Origin of the sequence: Pedobacter yonginensis (assembly GCF_003173595.1) — a bacterium.
Taxonomy (GTDB): Bacteria; Bacteroidota; Bacteroidia; order Sphingobacteriales; family Sphingobacteriaceae; genus Pedobacter; species Pedobacter yonginense.
Genome location: NZ_QGNZ01000003.1, coordinates 220,961 through 236,972, shown reverse-complemented (window position 1 = coordinate 236,972; position 16,012 = coordinate 220,961). Strand labels below are relative to the sequence as shown.

Annotated in this window: 14 protein-coding genes and 1 tRNA gene; 5 read left to right on the top strand and 10 right to left on the bottom strand. The window is 38.6% G+C overall.

Going from position 1 to position 16,012, the window contains the following annotated elements:
• Positions 1-25 precede the first annotated feature (25 nt).
• From leuC to atpD, 10 genes are all read right to left on the bottom strand, one after another.
• Positions 26-1,432, bottom strand: a complete 1,407-nt coding sequence (gene leuC, locus DHW03_RS12655; protein WP_109926218.1) for a 3-isopropylmalate dehydratase large subunit — start codon at positions 1,430-1,432, stop codon at positions 26-28.
• 90 nt (positions 1,433-1,522) lie between these two features.
• Complete coding sequence (gene ilvC, locus DHW03_RS12650; protein WP_109926217.1) at positions 1,523-3,004, bottom strand: ketol-acid reductoisomerase; 1,482 nt, start codon at positions 3,002-3,004, stop codon at positions 1,523-1,525.
• A 377-nt stretch (positions 3,005-3,381) separates the two neighbouring features.
• Positions 3,382-3,846, bottom strand: a complete 465-nt coding sequence (locus tag DHW03_RS12645) for a DinB family protein (protein WP_109926216.1) — start codon at positions 3,844-3,846, stop codon at positions 3,382-3,384.
• A 30-nt stretch (positions 3,847-3,876) separates the two neighbouring features.
• Entirely contained in the window at positions 3,877-4,515 is a 639-nt protein-coding gene (gene ilvN / locus DHW03_RS12640; protein WP_109926215.1) for an acetolactate synthase small subunit, read from the bottom strand.
• A gap of 110 nt (positions 4,516-4,625) precedes the next feature.
• Complete coding sequence (gene ilvB / locus DHW03_RS12635; RefSeq protein ID WP_109926214.1) at positions 4,626-6,377, bottom strand: biosynthetic-type acetolactate synthase large subunit; 1,752 nt, start codon at positions 6,375-6,377, stop codon at positions 4,626-4,628.
• A gap of 28 nt (positions 6,378-6,405) precedes the next feature.
• Positions 6,406-6,954 carry an ORF6N domain-containing protein gene (locus tag DHW03_RS12630; RefSeq protein ID WP_109926213.1) on the bottom strand — a complete coding sequence of 183 codons (549 nt, stop codon included), beginning with the start codon at positions 6,952-6,954 and terminating at the stop codon, positions 6,406-6,408.
• An 87-nt stretch (positions 6,955-7,041) separates the two neighbouring features.
• Entirely contained in the window at positions 7,042-8,724 is a 1,683-nt protein-coding gene (gene ilvD, locus DHW03_RS12625) for a dihydroxy-acid dehydratase (RefSeq protein WP_109926212.1), read from the bottom strand.
• Positions 8,725-8,793: 69 nt separating this feature from the next.
• Positions 8,794-9,684 carry a branched-chain-amino-acid transaminase gene (ilvE, locus tag DHW03_RS12620; RefSeq protein ID WP_109926211.1) on the bottom strand — a complete coding sequence of 297 codons (891 nt, stop codon included), beginning with the start codon at positions 9,682-9,684 and terminating at the stop codon, positions 8,794-8,796.
• A 756-nt stretch (positions 9,685-10,440) separates the two neighbouring features.
• A complete protein-coding gene (gene atpC / locus DHW03_RS12615; RefSeq protein WP_055912620.1) occupies positions 10,441-10,686 on the bottom strand; it encodes an ATP synthase F1 subunit epsilon in 246 nt (81 codons plus the stop codon).
• A 79-nt stretch (positions 10,687-10,765) separates the two neighbouring features.
• A complete protein-coding gene (atpD, locus tag DHW03_RS12610) occupies positions 10,766-12,268 on the bottom strand; it encodes a F0F1 ATP synthase subunit beta (RefSeq protein ID WP_109926210.1) in 1,503 nt (500 codons plus the stop codon).
• A gap of 161 nt (positions 12,269-12,429) precedes the next feature.
• On the opposite strand from atpD, the gene DHW03_RS12605 reads away from it, so the two are divergent.
• From DHW03_RS12605 to obgE, 5 genes are all read left to right on the top strand, one after another.
• Positions 12,430-13,341: an SDR family oxidoreductase gene (locus tag DHW03_RS12605; RefSeq protein WP_109926209.1), complete on the top strand. Its 912-nt coding sequence runs from the start codon at positions 12,430-12,432 to the stop codon at positions 13,339-13,341.
• Between the two features lie 219 nt (positions 13,342-13,560).
• Positions 13,561-14,025: a redoxin domain-containing protein gene (locus DHW03_RS12600; protein WP_109926208.1), complete on the top strand. Its 465-nt coding sequence runs from the start codon at positions 13,561-13,563 to the stop codon at positions 14,023-14,025.
• 98 nt (positions 14,026-14,123) lie between these two features.
• Positions 14,124-14,197, top strand: a tRNA-Arg gene (locus tag DHW03_RS12595).
• A gap of 79 nt (positions 14,198-14,276) precedes the next feature.
• On the top strand, positions 14,277-14,846 hold the full coding sequence (locus DHW03_RS12590) for an adenylate kinase (protein ID WP_109926207.1): 570 nt from the start codon (positions 14,277-14,279) through the stop codon (positions 14,844-14,846).
• A 156-nt stretch (positions 14,847-15,002) separates the two neighbouring features.
• Positions 15,003-15,998: a GTPase ObgE gene (obgE, locus tag DHW03_RS12585; protein ID WP_109926206.1), complete on the top strand. Its 996-nt coding sequence runs from the start codon at positions 15,003-15,005 to the stop codon at positions 15,996-15,998.
• Positions 15,999-16,012 lie beyond the last annotated feature (14 nt).

Here is a 16,012-nt window from a genome sequence, read left to right as displayed (position 1 = left end):
TTCAAGGCATTATGCTCTTTTACTCTTAGTTTTCGACTAAAAACTCCCTCACATCGGTAATTTTGCCTGTTACCGCAGCTGCTGCTGCTGTTAACGGACTTGCCAACAAGGTTCGAGCATTTTGCCCTTGCCTACCTTCAAAATTTCTATTTGAGGTAGATACACAATATTTTCCAGCGGGTATTTTATCTTCATTCATTCCTAAACAAGCACTGCAACCTGGTTCGCGCAGTTGAAAACCTGCCGCTTCAAAAATTTTGTCTAGCCCTTCGTTTTTAGCTTGTTGTTCAACTTGCTTCGAACCGGGAACAATCCAAACTGTAACGTTATCCGCTTTGCGTTTATCTTTCACAAACTCGGCTACCTCACGCAAGTCCTCGATACGAGAGTTGGTACAACTTCCAATGAAAACATAATCAACCGTTTTACCAATTAAAGATGCATCATCGTCAAAACCCATGTAGTCCAAGGCCTTTTGATAGGAAAGTTTTTCTTTCTCTGGCTGTGCCTGTGTTGATGGAATATGCTCTTGTATGCCCATTCCCATGCCTGGATTGGTTCCGTAGGTAATCATTGGCGCAATATCTGCCGCATCAAAAGTTAAAACACTATCGAATTTTGCATCCAAATCGCTATATAAAGTTTGCCAATACGCCAAAGCTTTATCCCATGCTTCGCCTGTTGGGGCAAATTCTCTACCTTTAATGTAATCGAATGTAGTTTGATCTGGAGCAATTAACCCCCCTCTTGCGCCCATTTCGATGCTCATATTACAAATGGTCATCCGAGCCTCCATACTAAGGGCCTCTATGGCTGTACCTGCATATTCGATAAAATAACCAGTTCCACCAGCTGCAGAAATTTGAGATATGATGTATAAAATGATGTCTTTAGCACCTACACCTTTTCCAAGTTTGCCATTTACCTCGATTTTCATGGTTTTAGGCTTCGATTGCAATAAACATTGCGTTGCAAAAACCTGCTCTACTTGCGAGGTCCCGATACCAAAGGCAATTGCGCCGAAGGCACCATGGGTAGAGGTATGGCTATCGCCACAAACCATTGTTTTGCCCGGTAAAGTAATGCCCAATTCTGGCCCAATTACATGCACAATGCCTTGAAAAGGATGTCCTAGCCCGTAAAGCTCAATTCCAAATTCAGCACAGTTTTTAGTCAACATATCCACCTGGTAACGGGACAGCTCCTCTTTAATTGGCAACAATTGGTTTAAGGTGGGCACATTATGATCGGCAGTAGCTACCGTTTGCTTGGGGCGTAAAACGGGTAAGCCTCTTTTACGCAAACCATCAAAAGCCTGCGGAGAAGTTACTTCGTGAATGAGGTGTGTATCAATGTATAAAATATCAGGAAAACCTTCTTCACTTTTTACAACATGTGCATCCCAAATTTTTTCTACTAACGTTTTCGGCATTTTGTTAATTTATTTTTAAACCTCTTAGATTTAAGAAAAACCTAAGAGGTTTGGTTCTTTATTTTTAAAAGCCCCTGTAGGGCATTAACATTAGGCAGTTTTGATGGCTTTCATGGCAGTCATTGCTTTACGTAATGTAGCACCAATTTGTTCTACTTGGTGACTGCGAATGGCCTCATTAACTTCAATTAATTTGCGGTTGTCAACAGCACCGTCTTTACCCTCGTTAAAGTTTTTACCCACTAAATCGGTATCTACTTTTTTCATAAAATCTGCCAATAGCGGTTTACATGCTTGGTCAAACAAATAACAACCGTATTCAGCAGTATCAGAAATTACGCGGTTCATTTCGAAAAGTTTTTTACGCGCAATGGTATTTGCAATTAGCGGGGTTTCATGTAACGATTCGTAATAAGCCGATTCTGGTTTAATACCAGCTTGTACCATCGTTTCGAAAGCCAACTCCACCCCAGCACGAACAAAGGCAACCATTAATAAGTAATTATCAAAATACTCTTGCTCACCAATTTTAACATCACCAGCAGGTGTTTTTTCGAAAGCCGTTTCGCCTGTTTCAGCTCTCCATTTTAATAAGTTTTTATCACCATTGGCCCAATCTTCCATCATCGTGCGGCTAAATTCGCCGCTCATAATATCATCCTGATGTTTTTGGAACAAAGGGCGCATAATGTCTTTCAATTCTTCTGAGATCTCGAAAGCTTTAATTTTTGCTGGGTTGCTTAGTCTATCCAACATTGCAGTAATACCGCCTTGCTTCAAAGCTTCAGTAATTACCTCAACACCATATTGTACCAGTTTCGAAGCATAACCTGCGTCAATCCCTTTCTCTACCATTTTATCAAACGATAGGATGGAACCAGTTTGCAACAATCCACATAGAATGGTTTGCTCGCCCATTAAATCCGATTTAACCTCTGCCACGAACGATGATTTTAAAACACCTGCTCTATGACCGCCTGTACCCACACAATATGCTTTTGCCTGCGCCAAGCCTTTGCCTTGAGGGTCGTTTTCTGGGTGAACAGCAATTAAAGTTGGTACACCAAACCCACGCACATATTCGGCTCTAACCTCACTACCTGGGCATTTTGGTGCAACCATGATCACAGTTAAGTCTTTGCGAATTTGCATTCCTTCTTCCACAATATTAAAACCATGCGAGTACAATAAAGTAGCTCCTTCTTTCATCAAAGGCATAATCGCATTTACTACCGAAGTATGTTGTTTATCAGGCGTAAGGTTAATCACCACATCAGCACTTGGTATTAATTCTTCATACGTACCAACTTTGAAATTATTTTCAGTGGCATTTTTCCACGAATCGCGTTTGCTATCAATAGCTTCTTTACGCAAAGTGTAGCTTACATCTAAACCACTATCTCTTAAATTTAAACCTTGGTTTAAGCCTTGTGCGCCACAACCTACAACTACTAATTTTTTACCTTTCAAAGCGCTAACACCGTCTAAAAATTCAGAACTGTCCATGAAATCGCAAACACCCAATTGGTTTAATTTTTCTCTAAGAGGTAATGTGTTAAAATAATTTGACATCGTTTTATTGGTTAATTTCTAATATCGGGATTTAAGGATTACAGGATTTTCCCGCCTTAAATCAATTTATTTAATTATTATTATTTACTTGTTTTATCCTTGTTACGTACCATCGCAAAACATATTTTCTGGCTTATATCACCAATCTATTTTGTTTGAAAAGCATGGTTCTGCGCTTTTCGGTTATGACAGTCCCGCTTTTCACTTCAATCTTTTTGTTTGCCGTTGTGCAGCCCATTCCCGCCATTTCAAAGGGGCGGGAAGCGTGCTAAGCTTTATCGCCCTGGCTTCAAAAAGTATTTCACTTCAATCGGGTTTAGGGCTGTAAATGAGGTGTTTCAAAAAACAATTCCACGCCCATAACACCGCTTACCATCTTATTTAACCACTTTTTTCAAAGCCCAAGCATATCCGTAATGCAAATTATCATGCCCTATGGTGGTAATGAGTATTTCCTCAATGCTTTTCATTTCTACCCCATAAGTAGAAGTTGCAAAAGGAACAATGTCCGAAAACACACCATTGGCATAATCATCCTTAATTTTTGCAATACTTTCCAAGGCCAGTGTTTTTAATTCTGCCACTTCTTGCTCGGTAACCGTGTAAGTAGGGCGAGTATCTTTTCTGTAAAAATCATTAAATTTTACAGTGCTGGTATCGGCTAAAATAGCAGTACGCACATAACAAAGTGTTTGGGTGCTCACTACAATGTGTCCAAAGTTCCAAATGATGTTATTGTTATAGCCATCTGGAATTTCATTCAACTGTCGGAGGGTTAATCCGTCAATTAATTGAATAAATGCTTTGCGTGAGTTAATTATAAACTCAAATACTTCGTTCATCTTGCTTATGCTTTTATGAGCTTCAAACCCTTACATGGTGAATATTTTGCCGCCCTTTTCTAAAAATTCGTTTTCCACCAATTCCTCTCCTGGCTCAATCGCTTCAAATTCCTTTAGCTTTTCATGGAAACCTGCACTGTCTTTAATAATTGCCACCCTTGCAGAACGTACAAATTCAATCAATTCGTAAGGCTCGAGGGCTTTCACTAGGGCATCTGTTTCCTCTCTGTGGCCTGTTACCGCGAAAACAGTATAATCTTTACGAATCACAACGGCACTTGCACCATATTGCCTTAACAATCTCTCTACGGTTACTTTTTCAGCAATTTCATCAGTAGATACTTTGTATAATGCCAATTCCTGCCAAATAATTTCGTCATTGGTATTAAAGTAAACTTTCAATACTTCAATTTGCTTTTCAATTTGGCGGGCGAGTTTCCTAACCACTTCATAACCCTCGTGAATCACAATGTTAAAGCGGTGAATTCCGTCAATTTCTGAGGCAGAACTGTTTAAACTTTCGATGTTGATTTTTCGTTTTGAAAAAATAATCGCAATCCTGTTCAACAACCCAATACGATTTTCGGCATATACAGTAATGGTATATTCCTGCTTTCCATCCAAGTCAAGCGTATCTTCTGTATATTTTATTTTGTCTTCGGTACTCATGATAATTTTTTATCTCTTATCGTTATTTGCGGTGGGTAAGCCTGCATTTTGTTAAGTCACTGCGTTCTGCTCACTCCCTTTAATTAACGATTGCGCTAAATTTATTCCTCTTATTTTAGTCTAATCTCACTTACGCTCATTCCCTGCGGAACCATAGGGAACACATTGTTTTCCCTACCCACCATTACTTCCAAAAGGTAAGAGCCTTTATGGTTAATCATGGTTTCTAAAGCTGTTCTCAATTTCTCGCGTTCTTTAACCATTTGCGCCTCAATGTAGTAGGCTTTAGCTAGGGCTACAAAATCAGGACTGGTGATGTTTACAAAAGAGTAGCGTTTATCGTTAAACAGTTGTTGCCACTGGCGCACCATGCCTAAAAACCGGTTATTCAAGATCAATATTTTAACTTCAGCACCGTATTGCATAATCGTGCCCAATTCTTGGGGAGTCATTTGAAAACCACCATCGCCAATAATGGCAATAACAGTTTTATCTGGTGCACCGTATTTAGCGCCAATGGCTGCAGGTAATCCAAATCCCATGGTGCCCAGTCCGCCAGAGGTAATGTTGCTTCTGGTATTGTTAAATTTTGCATAACGGCAAGCCACCATTTGGTGTTGACCAACATCTGTAACAATTACCGCTTCTCCACCACAAATGTCATTAAGGTTGCGCAACACTTCGCCCATGGTAATTTCATCACCCTCTGGATAAAGCTCTTTATTAATAACCTGATCTATTTCTTGTTGGTTATAATCTCTAAAAACGGCTAACCATTCATTATGTTTGTTTTCGTTAACCAAATTGGTTAGCAATGGAAGGGTCTCTTTGCAGTCGCCCCAAACACCAACATCTGCTTTAACGTTTTTATCAATTTCTGCTGGGTCTATGTCCAAGTGTACAATTTTAGCTTGCTTAGCATATTTATCTAAGCGACCTGTTACACGGTCATCGAAACGCATTCCAATGGCTATAATTACATCGGCCTCGTTGGTTAAAACATTAGGGCCGTAATTGCCATGCATGCCTAACATACCTACATTTAGTGGGTGTGATGTTGGGATGGCGCCTTCGCCCATAATTGTCCAGGCAGAAGGGATTCCACTTTTATCGATAAATGCCTTAAATTCTTCTTCTGCCTTTCCTAAAATAACCCCTTGGCCAAACAATACAAATGGTTTTTTGGCAGCGTTAATAAGCTGTGCTGCTTGTTCGATGTATTCTACTCTAATTTTTGGTTTAGGGCGGTAACTGCGAATATGATTACACTTTACATATTCAGGGAATTCTTCAATTTGTATTTGAGCGTTTTTAGTAATGTCAATCAAAACTGGCCCTGGTCGTCCGCTTTTAGCGATGTAAAATGCCTTTGCTAAAACCTCTTGAATTTCGTTGGCATCTGTAACTTGATAATTCCATTTGGTAACAGGTGTTGTAATGTTAATTACATCCGTTTCTTGGAAGGCATCGGTACCTAACAAATGAGCGAAAACCTGTCCAGTAATACAAACTAGAGGTGTGCTATCTATCTGAGCATCAGCTAAGCCTGTAACTAAGTTTGTTGCGCCTGGGCCACTGGTTGCAAAGCAAACACCAACTTTACCGCTTGCTCTGGCAAAACCCTGAGCCGCATGAATGCCGCCTTGCTCATGGCGAACCAAAATATGCTCAAGTTTATCTGCGTAATCGTAAAGTGCATCATAAATGGGCATGATTGCACCCCCCGGATAGCCAAAAATTGTGGTTACGCCTTCTTCAATTAATCCATTCAACAAAACCTGCGAGCCTGTTCCTTTAAATAATTTTTTCGAGGTTTCTGCCTGTGCCCCGGTTTGTTGTACTGTATCTTGTGCAGCTTCCATAATTATATTTTTACGGTTCTATTATTTCTTAAATTTTAAACCCAATTTTTTCTCTGTCTTTCCACTTCAATTGTGCAATTTTCTCGTCTAAGAGATTGTCCATTGCATCATATAATTCATTTAGTTGAACATCGTGTTCTCCAAGTCGCTCTTTAATTTCTAAAAGCTGCTCGTTCATATTGTTTTGTCTCAGCAATATTTTCCTCACATCAACAAAAGCCCTCATAATGGCAATATTCATATTAATTGCCTTTTCGCTTCTTAAAACCCCGCTTAGCATAGCAACACCTTGCTCTGTAAAAGCAAAGGGCAAAGCAGAAGTCGGTCTTCTGGATGAATATGTCATCACAAATTGTGACGACATATCTCGCTTGTTAATTTCTATCCTTGCACTTTGAAGTTCCTCGTTGGTGAGTTGAAACATAAAATCATCAGGGAAGCGCTGTATATTGCGTTTTACTGCCTGATTCAAAATTCTTGTCTCCACTTCATAAAGTGAAGCCAAATCAAAATCCAACATCACTCGCTCACCCCGAATTTCATAAATTCTACTTTGAATACTTTTGATGATCTGCATCGTCATTCATTTTAATATTTAATTGATCGTCGGGATGACTATTTTTTCAATGATTTGTATCCACAAACCACATTTGCTTATTAACGTTTAATACTCATCAGTTACACAGCCACTTGCTGCGTCTGATACGGTTTTGGCATATTTATATAAAACCCCTTTTGTTACTTTTAAAGCTGGTTGAACGTAGTTATTTCTTCGCTCGGCAATTATTTCTTCGCTCACCATTAAGTTAATGGTATTATTTACAGCATCAATCTCAATTAAGTCGTCATCTTGCACCAAACCAATTAAACCACCTTTATATGCTTCTGGCGTAATGTGCCCCACAACAAATCCATGGGTTCCTCCAGAAAACCGACCGTCGGTAATGAGTGCTATTGATTTGCCTAAGCCTGCACCAATGATAAGTGAAGTTGGCTTAAGCATTTCGGGCATGCCTGGCGCCCCAACTGGGCCTTCATTTTTAATTACCACCACATCTCCTGGTTTAATTCTTCCAGATGAGATGCCTGCTACTAGATCACGTTCGCCATCAAATACACGTGCAGGGCCTTGAAACTTTTCGCCTTCTTTACCAGATATTTTTGCAACAGAGCCTTTTTCAGCTAAGTTTCCATAAAGAATCTGTAAATGACCAGTTGCTTTAATTGGTTCACTTAATTTCTTTACGATTTGTTGGTCGTAATCCATAATTGATTTTACGTCAGCTAAATTTTCAGCTACTGTTTTACCAGTTACGGTTAAGCAGTCACCGTGTAGTAAGCCCTCGTCTAATAAGTATTTCAATACTGCAGGGATACCTCCATATTGGTGCAAATCTTGCATCAAATATTTTCCACTCGGTTTAAAATCAGCAAGTACAGGTGTGACATCACTCATTCTTTGGAAATCATCTTGTGTTATTTCCACACCAATGGCTTTGCCCATTGCAATGAAATGCAACACCGCATTTGTACTTCCACCTAAAATGATAATAGATCGAATTGCATTTTCAAATGCTTTTCTGGTCATGATATCAGATGGCTTAATATCTTTTTCTAATAAAATTTTAATGTATTTACCAGCATCTAAACACTCTTGCTTTTTCTCTTCGCTGATGGCTGGGTTTGATGAAGAATATGGTAAACTCATGCCTAAGGCTTCAATTGCTGATGCCATTGTATTTGCGGTGTACATTCCACCACAAGCGCCGGCACCTGGACAAGTATGTTTGATAATTCCTTGGTAATCTTCTTCTGATAAATTGCCACAGATTTTTTGTCCTAAAGCCTCAAATGCCGAAACAATGTTTAATTCTTCGCCCTTGTAATGACCCGGTGCGATCGTTCCTCCATAAACCATAATAGATGGGCGATTTAAGCGAGCCATTGCCATAATTGCACCTGGCATGTTTTTGTCGCATCCCGGGATAGAAATAATTCCATCATAATATTGACCGCCACAAATAGTTTCTATACTATCGGCAATCACATCGCGACTAACTAATGAATAACGCATACCATCGGTACCATTACTCATACCATCACTTACCCCAATCGTATTAAACACTAAACCCACTAAATCATTTTTCCAAACTCCAGCCTTAACATCTTTTGCAAGGTCGTTAAGGTGCATATTGCAGGTGTTACCATCGTAACCCATGCTTGCTATACCCACCTGTGCTTTGGCCATATCGGCATCCGTTAAGCCAATTCCATAAAGCATGGCTTGTGCTGCGGGTTGTGTTGGGTCTTGTGTAAATGTTTTACTGTATTTATTTAATTCGCTCATTGTTTAATAGTTGGGGGTAATGTTGTGATTCTTAATTTTGTACGTATTTTTAGTTATTGGCTGTTGAGACTAAATAATTACCTCATAATTCACTTTTTCAAGCACTAAATTTTTGTAGGCGCGTTGTATGGTATAACCAATTGTTTCTCTCCACAATGGCCTGTAAACCACATCATCAATAGAGGCAATACCGGCAATTTCGGTTGCTGTTCCACATAGAAAAGCACCATCTGCCGACTTAAGATCTTCAACCGTTAATTTTTGCTCTATGCACTCTATATCTAAAACTGTACAAAGCTCTTTTACGGTATCCCTTGTAATCCCGGGTAAGATATTGCCTAATGATGGTGTGTAGAGTTTTCCGTCTTTTTCGATGAAAATATTTGCGCCTGAGGCTTCTGCCACATACCCGTGCATATCTAAAAGTAAGGCCTCATCATAACCTTTAACATTTGCTGCTGTGGTTGCTAAAATCGAGTTTACATAATTCCCGCTCAATTTTGCTTCCATTGGAGTTGATTTTGGATTTGGTCTTTCGTACTCCGAAATAGTAAGCTTCAACAATTTATTGCCCGAATAAGCATCCCAATCCCATGCACAAATTAAAATTGACACGCCAGATGGTTCATTCAATTTCATATTTGGATGGCAAAAAACCAAAGGGCGGATGTAGGCATCCTTTAACTTGTTTAGTGTTAGAAGTTTATACGTTTGTTTAATTAACTCTTCTTTATCCCATGGGAAAGGGATATTCGCTAGTTTGCACGATTGCTCCAAACGATCGAAGTGGGCTGCCGCTTTAAAGATTCGATTGCCATTATGTGTTTTATAAGCTCTTATGCCTTCAAAAGCAGCATAGCCGTAATGTAGCGATTGGCCGTAAAGATCTGTACTGCTTTCTACAGCCTTTTCAAATCGTCCATCGAGGTATATTATTGTATTTGAATTATAGTATTTCATCTGTTATTTTATTATATACTCATCTGTCAGATGGAGCTTTTCATGATTAGACAAGTCATCTAACTTGCTTGCTTATTTAATCATGGAGGTTCTTAATACTGTGTTTTGTTATTTAAAAAAAGCGTCCCGTTTTTATCGGGACGCTTTAGGTATATTTAATTTTTTAAATCTATTTAAAAGCTGCCCGTTTTCTTTCCTAGTAAAATATTTAGGAGTAGTAGGTTAAAAATAATGACAGGTAGCAGCACAATATTCACAGTTGCAAATGCAATTGTGTTATTTAAAGATGTGTTGTTAGGTGTGGTCATCATTCTCTTATTCTTTATAAAAACCAATTTAGTTTTTGGTTCATAAATATCCAAGAGAAATCAGAAAAAAGTTTAATCAGAATATAATTCTTTGTATTTAAATTATTTCAAAACTAAATTCTTTATGTAGGTGGGATTAGTGATTTAATACCGAACACCTTGAACTAAATATCAAATCGGTATATGGTATGATTATTATGCTTGCATTACAAATTTTGGGATATTCGGCGTAAATTGGAATTTTCATCAAACAAAGTTGAAAATTTGATCAAATTGAACGGCTACTGATCTGATTGGAATCTCATCTGAATTGGTCGTTCATATTTTTATTTCCGGTGGGTAATATTTATTGCGATGTTAAGTTCAGTAAAATAAAAAAGCCTTTCCGAAATGAATCGAAAAGGCTTTTACTGAGATGCCGAAACAAATTCGGCATAACGAATTTCAATTAAGCAATACCTTCTGCTAAAACAACAATTTTATTGTGGATGGCTTCTACTACACCACCTTTAATAAAGAATCGTTGCTCGTCAGCTTTATTTGCTTTTATAATAACTTCTCCATCTTCTAAAGTTGAGATGATTGGGGCGTGGTCTTTTAAAATCTGAAAAGAACCTAAAGTACCAGGAACCGTAACCGCAGTTACTTCACCTTCGAACACTTTTTTATCTGGAGTTAATATTTCTAAATTCATTCTTTTTAGATTGGAGATATAAGATATGAGATTTAAGACCAAGTCTTTCTCACATCTCTTATCTAGTGTCTCACGTCTCTTAGTTCGCTTCTGCTAATAATTTTTTGCCTTTTTCGATTGCATCTTCAATGCTACCAACTAAGTTAAACGCAGCTTCTGGATACTCATCAACTTCACCATCCATAATCATATTGAAACCTTTGATGGTATCTTTAATATCAACTAACACACCTTTTAAGCCTGTAAATTGCTCTGCTACGTGGAAAGGTTGAGACAAGAAACGTTGAACACGACGGGCTCTTGATACAACCAGTTTATCTTCTTCAGATAATTCGTCCATACCTAAGATTGCGATAATATCTTGTAATTCTTTATAACGTTGCAAAGTTTCTTTAACACGTTGTGCAGTATTGTAGTGTTCATCACCCAAAACAGCTGGAGAAAGGATACGAGAGGTTGAATCTAATGGATCCACCGCAGGATAAATACCTAACTCGGCAATTTTACGAGAAAGTACCGTAGTAGCATCTAAGTGGGCAAATGTTGTTGCCGGTGCAGGGTCAGTTAAATCATCTGCAGGTACATATACAGCTTGTACTGATGTAATTGAACCGCGTTTTGTTGAAGTAATACGCTCTTGCATTAATCCCATTTCGGTTGCCAATGTTGGTTGGTAACCTACCGCAGATGGCATACGACCTAATAAAGCCGAAACCTCTGAACCTGCTTGGGTAAAACGGAAGATATTATCAACGAAGAAAAGGATATCTTTTCCAGCGCCTTCGCCATCACCATCACGGAAATATTCTGCAACTGTTAGTCCTGATAATGCTACACGAGCACGTGCACCAGGAGGCTCGTTCATTTGACCGAACACCAATGTTGCTTTAGATTCTTTTAATTTTTCAGTATCAACTGATTTCAAATCCCAACCACCTTTTTCCATTGAGTGTAAGAATTCGTCGCCGTAGTTGATTACACCTGATTCGATAAACTCACGAAGTAAATCGTTACCCTCACGAGTACGCTCACCAACACCTGCGAATACCGATAAACCAGCATAAGCTTTAGCAATGTTGTTAACCAACTCCATGATTAGTACAGTTTTACCTACACCAGCACCACCGAACAAACCAATTTTACCACCTTTTGCGTAAGGCTCTAACAAATCGATTACTTTAATACCTGTAAAAAGTACTTCTGTTTCAGTAGATAAATCTTCAAACTTAGGAGGTGTAGCGTGGATAGGGCGACCATCTGTTTTATCAACAGCAGTAATACCGTCAATCGCTTCTCCAACCACATTAAATAAACGACCTTTAATTTGGTCGCCTACTGGCATTTTAATCGCTGAACCCGTATCAAGAACCTTCATTCCACGAACCAAACCGTCTGTAGAGTCCATTGAGATTGCACGAACGCGATCTTCACCTAAGTGTTGTTGAACCTCTAAAACAATTTTTTGTCCGTTTTCTTTCGTTATTTCTAACGCATCAAAAATTTTAGGTAGATGGGCATCATCAGCAAAGCTAACGTCAACCACTGGGCCGATAATTTGTGCTATTTTTCCTAAGTTAGGCATATCTGTTGTGAGTAAATTTATTACAATCAATGAATTAAAGCTGTTTATAGGGGCTCCAATTCGGTTGGCAAAGTTAAGTTATTCTTAGTTAATTTTAAATATATATTATAAATTTTTTCAACAAGGTTTTTATAGATAATTTAGAGGCATAAAATCATCAGATGAAAACTGTTTTAACCACTGGTAGCAACGGCCTTTTAGGTCAGAAATTAACTGAAAAAATTTTAGCGGAAGGCAGGGTAAAGCTTGTTGCAACTTCAAAAGGAGCTAACAGGTATCCGATAAAAAGTGGATATGATTATGCTGAGATGGATATTTTAAATCCTGAACAAATAACGGCGGTTATTGAAAAGTACAAGCCAGATGCCATCATCCATACAGCCGCAATGACGAATGTTGATACTGCTGAAGCGGATAAAGAACGCTGCCATAAACTCAACGTAGATGCGGTGCAATCTTTGATCTCGCTCTGCAAAGAAAAGGATATTCAACTCATCCACTTAAGTACTGATTTTGTTTTTGATGGTGCGGACGGGCCATATAAAGAGGAAGACGCGGTAAATCCCTTAAGCTATTATGGAGAATCGAAGGTTTTGGCAGAGGATCTTTTGAAAAACTCGAAAGCGAATTGGGTAATTTTACGCACAATTTTAGTTTATGGCATCACCAACGACATGAGCAGAAGCAATATAGTGCTTTGGGCAAAAGGTGCTCTAGAAAAGGCTTTGCCAATAAACGTAGTGAACGACCAATGGCGGATGCCTACTTTGGCGGAGGATTTAGCGGAGGCTTGCATCTTGGCTGTTGAGAAAAGCGCACATGGAATTTATCACATATCTGGCAAAGATTACATGAGTATTGCAGATTTAGTGCGAAAAGTTGCCGATTATTGGGGCCTCGATCAATCTATTATTGCTGAGGTGAGTTCGGAAGGCTTAAACCAAACGGCTAAGCGGCCTATAAGAACCGGCTTTGTGTTAGATAAGGCCGTGAAAGATTTGAATTACAATCCCCATAGTTTTGAAGAAGGACTAAAGATTGTTGATGAGCAGATGAAGGCGAGTTTGAAGTAGGGTTTTGGTAGTAGGTATGGGGTAGCAAGTATTGAGTATTTAGTAGCAGGTATTGAGTATCAAGTACGAGGTATCGAGTATCAAGTACGAGGTATCAAGCATCAAGCAGCAAGTATCGAGTATAAGGTAGCAAGTATTGAGTTGAAAGTATCAGGCTTGATGGTTTTATCTGATAAATATCGATTGGGAATAAATATTAAACACAATTAAACATAAAATATGTCAGTACAAGTTGGCGATCAAGCCCCAGATTTTAAATTGTATAGTTCTGATTTGACAGAAGTTTCTTTAGCTGCTTTTAAAGGTAAAAAAGTGATTATTCACTTCTTTCCTATGGCCTTTACAGGTGTTTGTACCGAGCAGTTATGTACCATGAGAGATAATTTTAGCTATTACGAAGGGATAGATGCACAGGTTTTGGGCGTTTCGGTAGATTCTCCATTTTCTTTGGCGAAATTCAAAGAGGAGCAAAAATACCAATTCCCATTATTATCTGATTTCAACAAAGAAGTTTCTAAAGCTTATGGTGCGTTTTATGATGAATTCTTGTTTGGTTTGAAAGGCGTTTCTAAAAGGGGAGCATTTGTGGTTGATGAAGAAGGAAAAATTATTTACGCCGAAGTTTTAGAGGATGCCCGTGACTTGCCTGATTTTAAAGCAATTAACGAGGCGTTGAAATCCTAAAGTGGATCATGCAGAAGTAAGAGAGCGATTTTTTTTCAAATTTAATTGCTAATTCAAATCTCAAATCTTACTTTTGCAGTCCGTTAACAAACGGAATTGCATTTGTAGCTCAATTGGATAGAGCATCTCACTACGGATGAGAAGGTTTGGGGTTCGAATCCCTACAAGTGCACTATTTGGATGAAGCCTTGTCGCCCCATGGCGGTGAGGCTTTTTTTTTATTTTGTTAAAAGATAACCTAAACCACGTTAATGCTTAATTTAGTTCTCTTTGGCCCTCCAGGGGCGGGTAAAGGCACCCAATCTGAAAAGCTGATTGCAAAATATCAGTTGGTACATGTTTCAACAGGCGATCTTTTTAGAGCACACGTAAAGGGCGAAACAGAATTAGGAAAAAAAGTTAGTCAATTATTAGCAGAAGGTGAATTGGTACCAGATGCCATTACCATTGCAATGCTTGAAGAGGAGGTGGATAAAAACCCTGATGCAAAAGGATTTGTGTTTGATGGCTTTCCACGTACAGTTCCGCAAGCTGAAGAACTTGATTTATTTTTAGAGCGTAAAGGCAGTAAAATTGCTGGCGTTATCGCTTTAGATGTTGATCAAGAAGAATTAACAAAACGCATTGCTGAGCGTCATAAAATTAGCGGCAGACCAGATGATGATGCTGAAAAACTAAAAAAGCGTATTTCTGAATATTTTGATAAAACCATCCATGTGTTACCTTATTATGAGGCACAAGGAAAATTGAACAAAGTAAATGGGATTGGTGAAATTAGTACAGTTTATAATGATCTTTGCGCCGTTATCGATCAGTATTAGTATGGTATAAATAGTTTATGGAGTATCAGAATTGCTGATTACTTTCGAAATATTAAAAATATAAAAGGAGTTATAATGTTAAAGCGTTATAACTCTTTAATTTTACAGGAACTATCATTTTTAATGTTCCAAACACAAACATTTCAATATTAAAATATGTCACAAGGTTCGAATTTCGTAGATTATGTAAAAATTTGTTGCCGTTCTGGTAAGGGCGGGGCAGGTTCAGCGCATTTACACCGCGATATTTTAACATCGATGGGTGGGCCTGATGGTGGTGATGGCGGTCGTGGAGGCCACATTATTGTTAAGGGAAATACTCAAATCTGGACATTATTGCATTTGAAATATCGTAAGCACATTATTGCTGAAGATGGTTTGGCGGGTGGTAGCTCACATAAGTTTGGTAAGCAAGGTAAAGATGAAATTTTAGAAGTTCCGTTGGGCACCATTGCCAAGGATGCTGAAACTGGAGAGGTTCTTTTCGAAATTACGAAAGATGGTGAAACCAAAATTCTAACACCTGGCGGTCGGGGGGGATTGGGTAATGCACATTTTAAAAACTCGGTTCAACAAACACCTCGATTTGCACAACCGGGAGAGCAGGGTCAAGAAGTTTGGAACATTCTGGAATTGAAGGTTTTGGCTGATGTTGGCTTGGTTGGTTTTCCAAATGCTGGAAAATCTACATTGCTTTCGGTTGTATCTGCGGCTAAGCCAGAAATTGCCGATTATCCCTTTACAACCATTGTACCTAATCTGGGTATTGTGAGCTATCGAAACAACAAATCTTTTGTGATGGCTGATATTCCAGGAATTATAGAAGGTGCATCAAAGGGAAAAGGTTTGGGTTACCGTTTCTTGCGTCACATTGAACGGAATTCTGTATTGCTTTTCATGGTTCCGGCGGATACAAGCAGAACGATTAAAGAGGAATATGAAATTTTAAAAAGAGAATTGGAATCTTACAATCCAGAACTTATGCAGAAACCTCATGTGTTGGCGATTACAAAATCTGATATGCTGGATGAAGAATTAATGGAAGAAATGAAGCAAGATTTGCCTAATATTCCTTCGATATTTATTTCTTCGGTTGCTGAAAAGGGTTTGGTAGAGCTAAAAGACATGCTTTGGAAAGCAATTGACAGTTAGCGGCACACGTTTAT

Bases quoted from the DNA above. Each gene is read 5' to 3' on its own strand.
- atpC (WP_055912620.1), bottom strand. From the start codon at position 10,686: ATGAATTTAGAAATATTAACTCCAGATAAAAAAGTGTTCGAAGGTGAA.
- DHW03_RS12600 (WP_109926208.1), top strand. From the start codon at position 13,561: ATGTCAGTACAAGTTGGCGATCAAGCCCCAGATTTTAAATTGTATAGT.
- atpD (WP_109926210.1), bottom strand. From the start codon at position 12,268: ATGCCTAACTTAGGAAAAATAGCACAAATTATCGGCCCAGTGGTTGAC.
- DHW03_RS12605 (WP_109926209.1), top strand. From the start codon at position 12,430: ATGAAAACTGTTTTAACCACTGGTAGCAACGGCCTTTTAGGTCAGAAA.
- leuC (WP_109926218.1), bottom strand. From the start codon at position 1,432: ATGCCGAAAACGTTAGTAGAAAAAATTTGGGATGCACATGTTGTAAAA.
- ilvB (WP_109926214.1), bottom strand. From the start codon at position 6,377: ATGGAAGCTGCACAAGATACAGTACAACAAACCGGGGCACAGGCAGAA.
- ilvE (WP_109926211.1), bottom strand. From the start codon at position 9,684: ATGAAATACTATAATTCAAATACAATAATATACCTCGATGGACGATTT.
- ilvN (WP_109926215.1), bottom strand. From the start codon at position 4,515: ATGAGTACCGAAGACAAAATAAAATATACAGAAGATACGCTTGACTTG.
- DHW03_RS12630 (WP_109926213.1), bottom strand. From the start codon at position 6,954: ATGCAGATCATCAAAAGTATTCAAAGTAGAATTTATGAAATTCGGGGT.
- ilvD (WP_109926212.1), bottom strand. From the start codon at position 8,724: ATGAGCGAATTAAATAAATACAGTAAAACATTTACACAAGACCCAACA.
- obgE (WP_109926206.1), top strand. From the start codon at position 15,003: ATGTCACAAGGTTCGAATTTCGTAGATTATGTAAAAATTTGTTGCCGT.
- DHW03_RS12645 (WP_109926216.1), bottom strand. From the start codon at position 3,846: ATGAACGAAGTATTTGAGTTTATAATTAACTCACGCAAAGCATTTATT.
- DHW03_RS12590 (WP_109926207.1), top strand. From the start codon at position 14,277: ATGCTTAATTTAGTTCTCTTTGGCCCTCCAGGGGCGGGTAAAGGCACC.
- ilvC (WP_109926217.1), bottom strand. From the start codon at position 3,004: ATGTCAAATTATTTTAACACATTACCTCTTAGAGAAAAATTAAACCAA.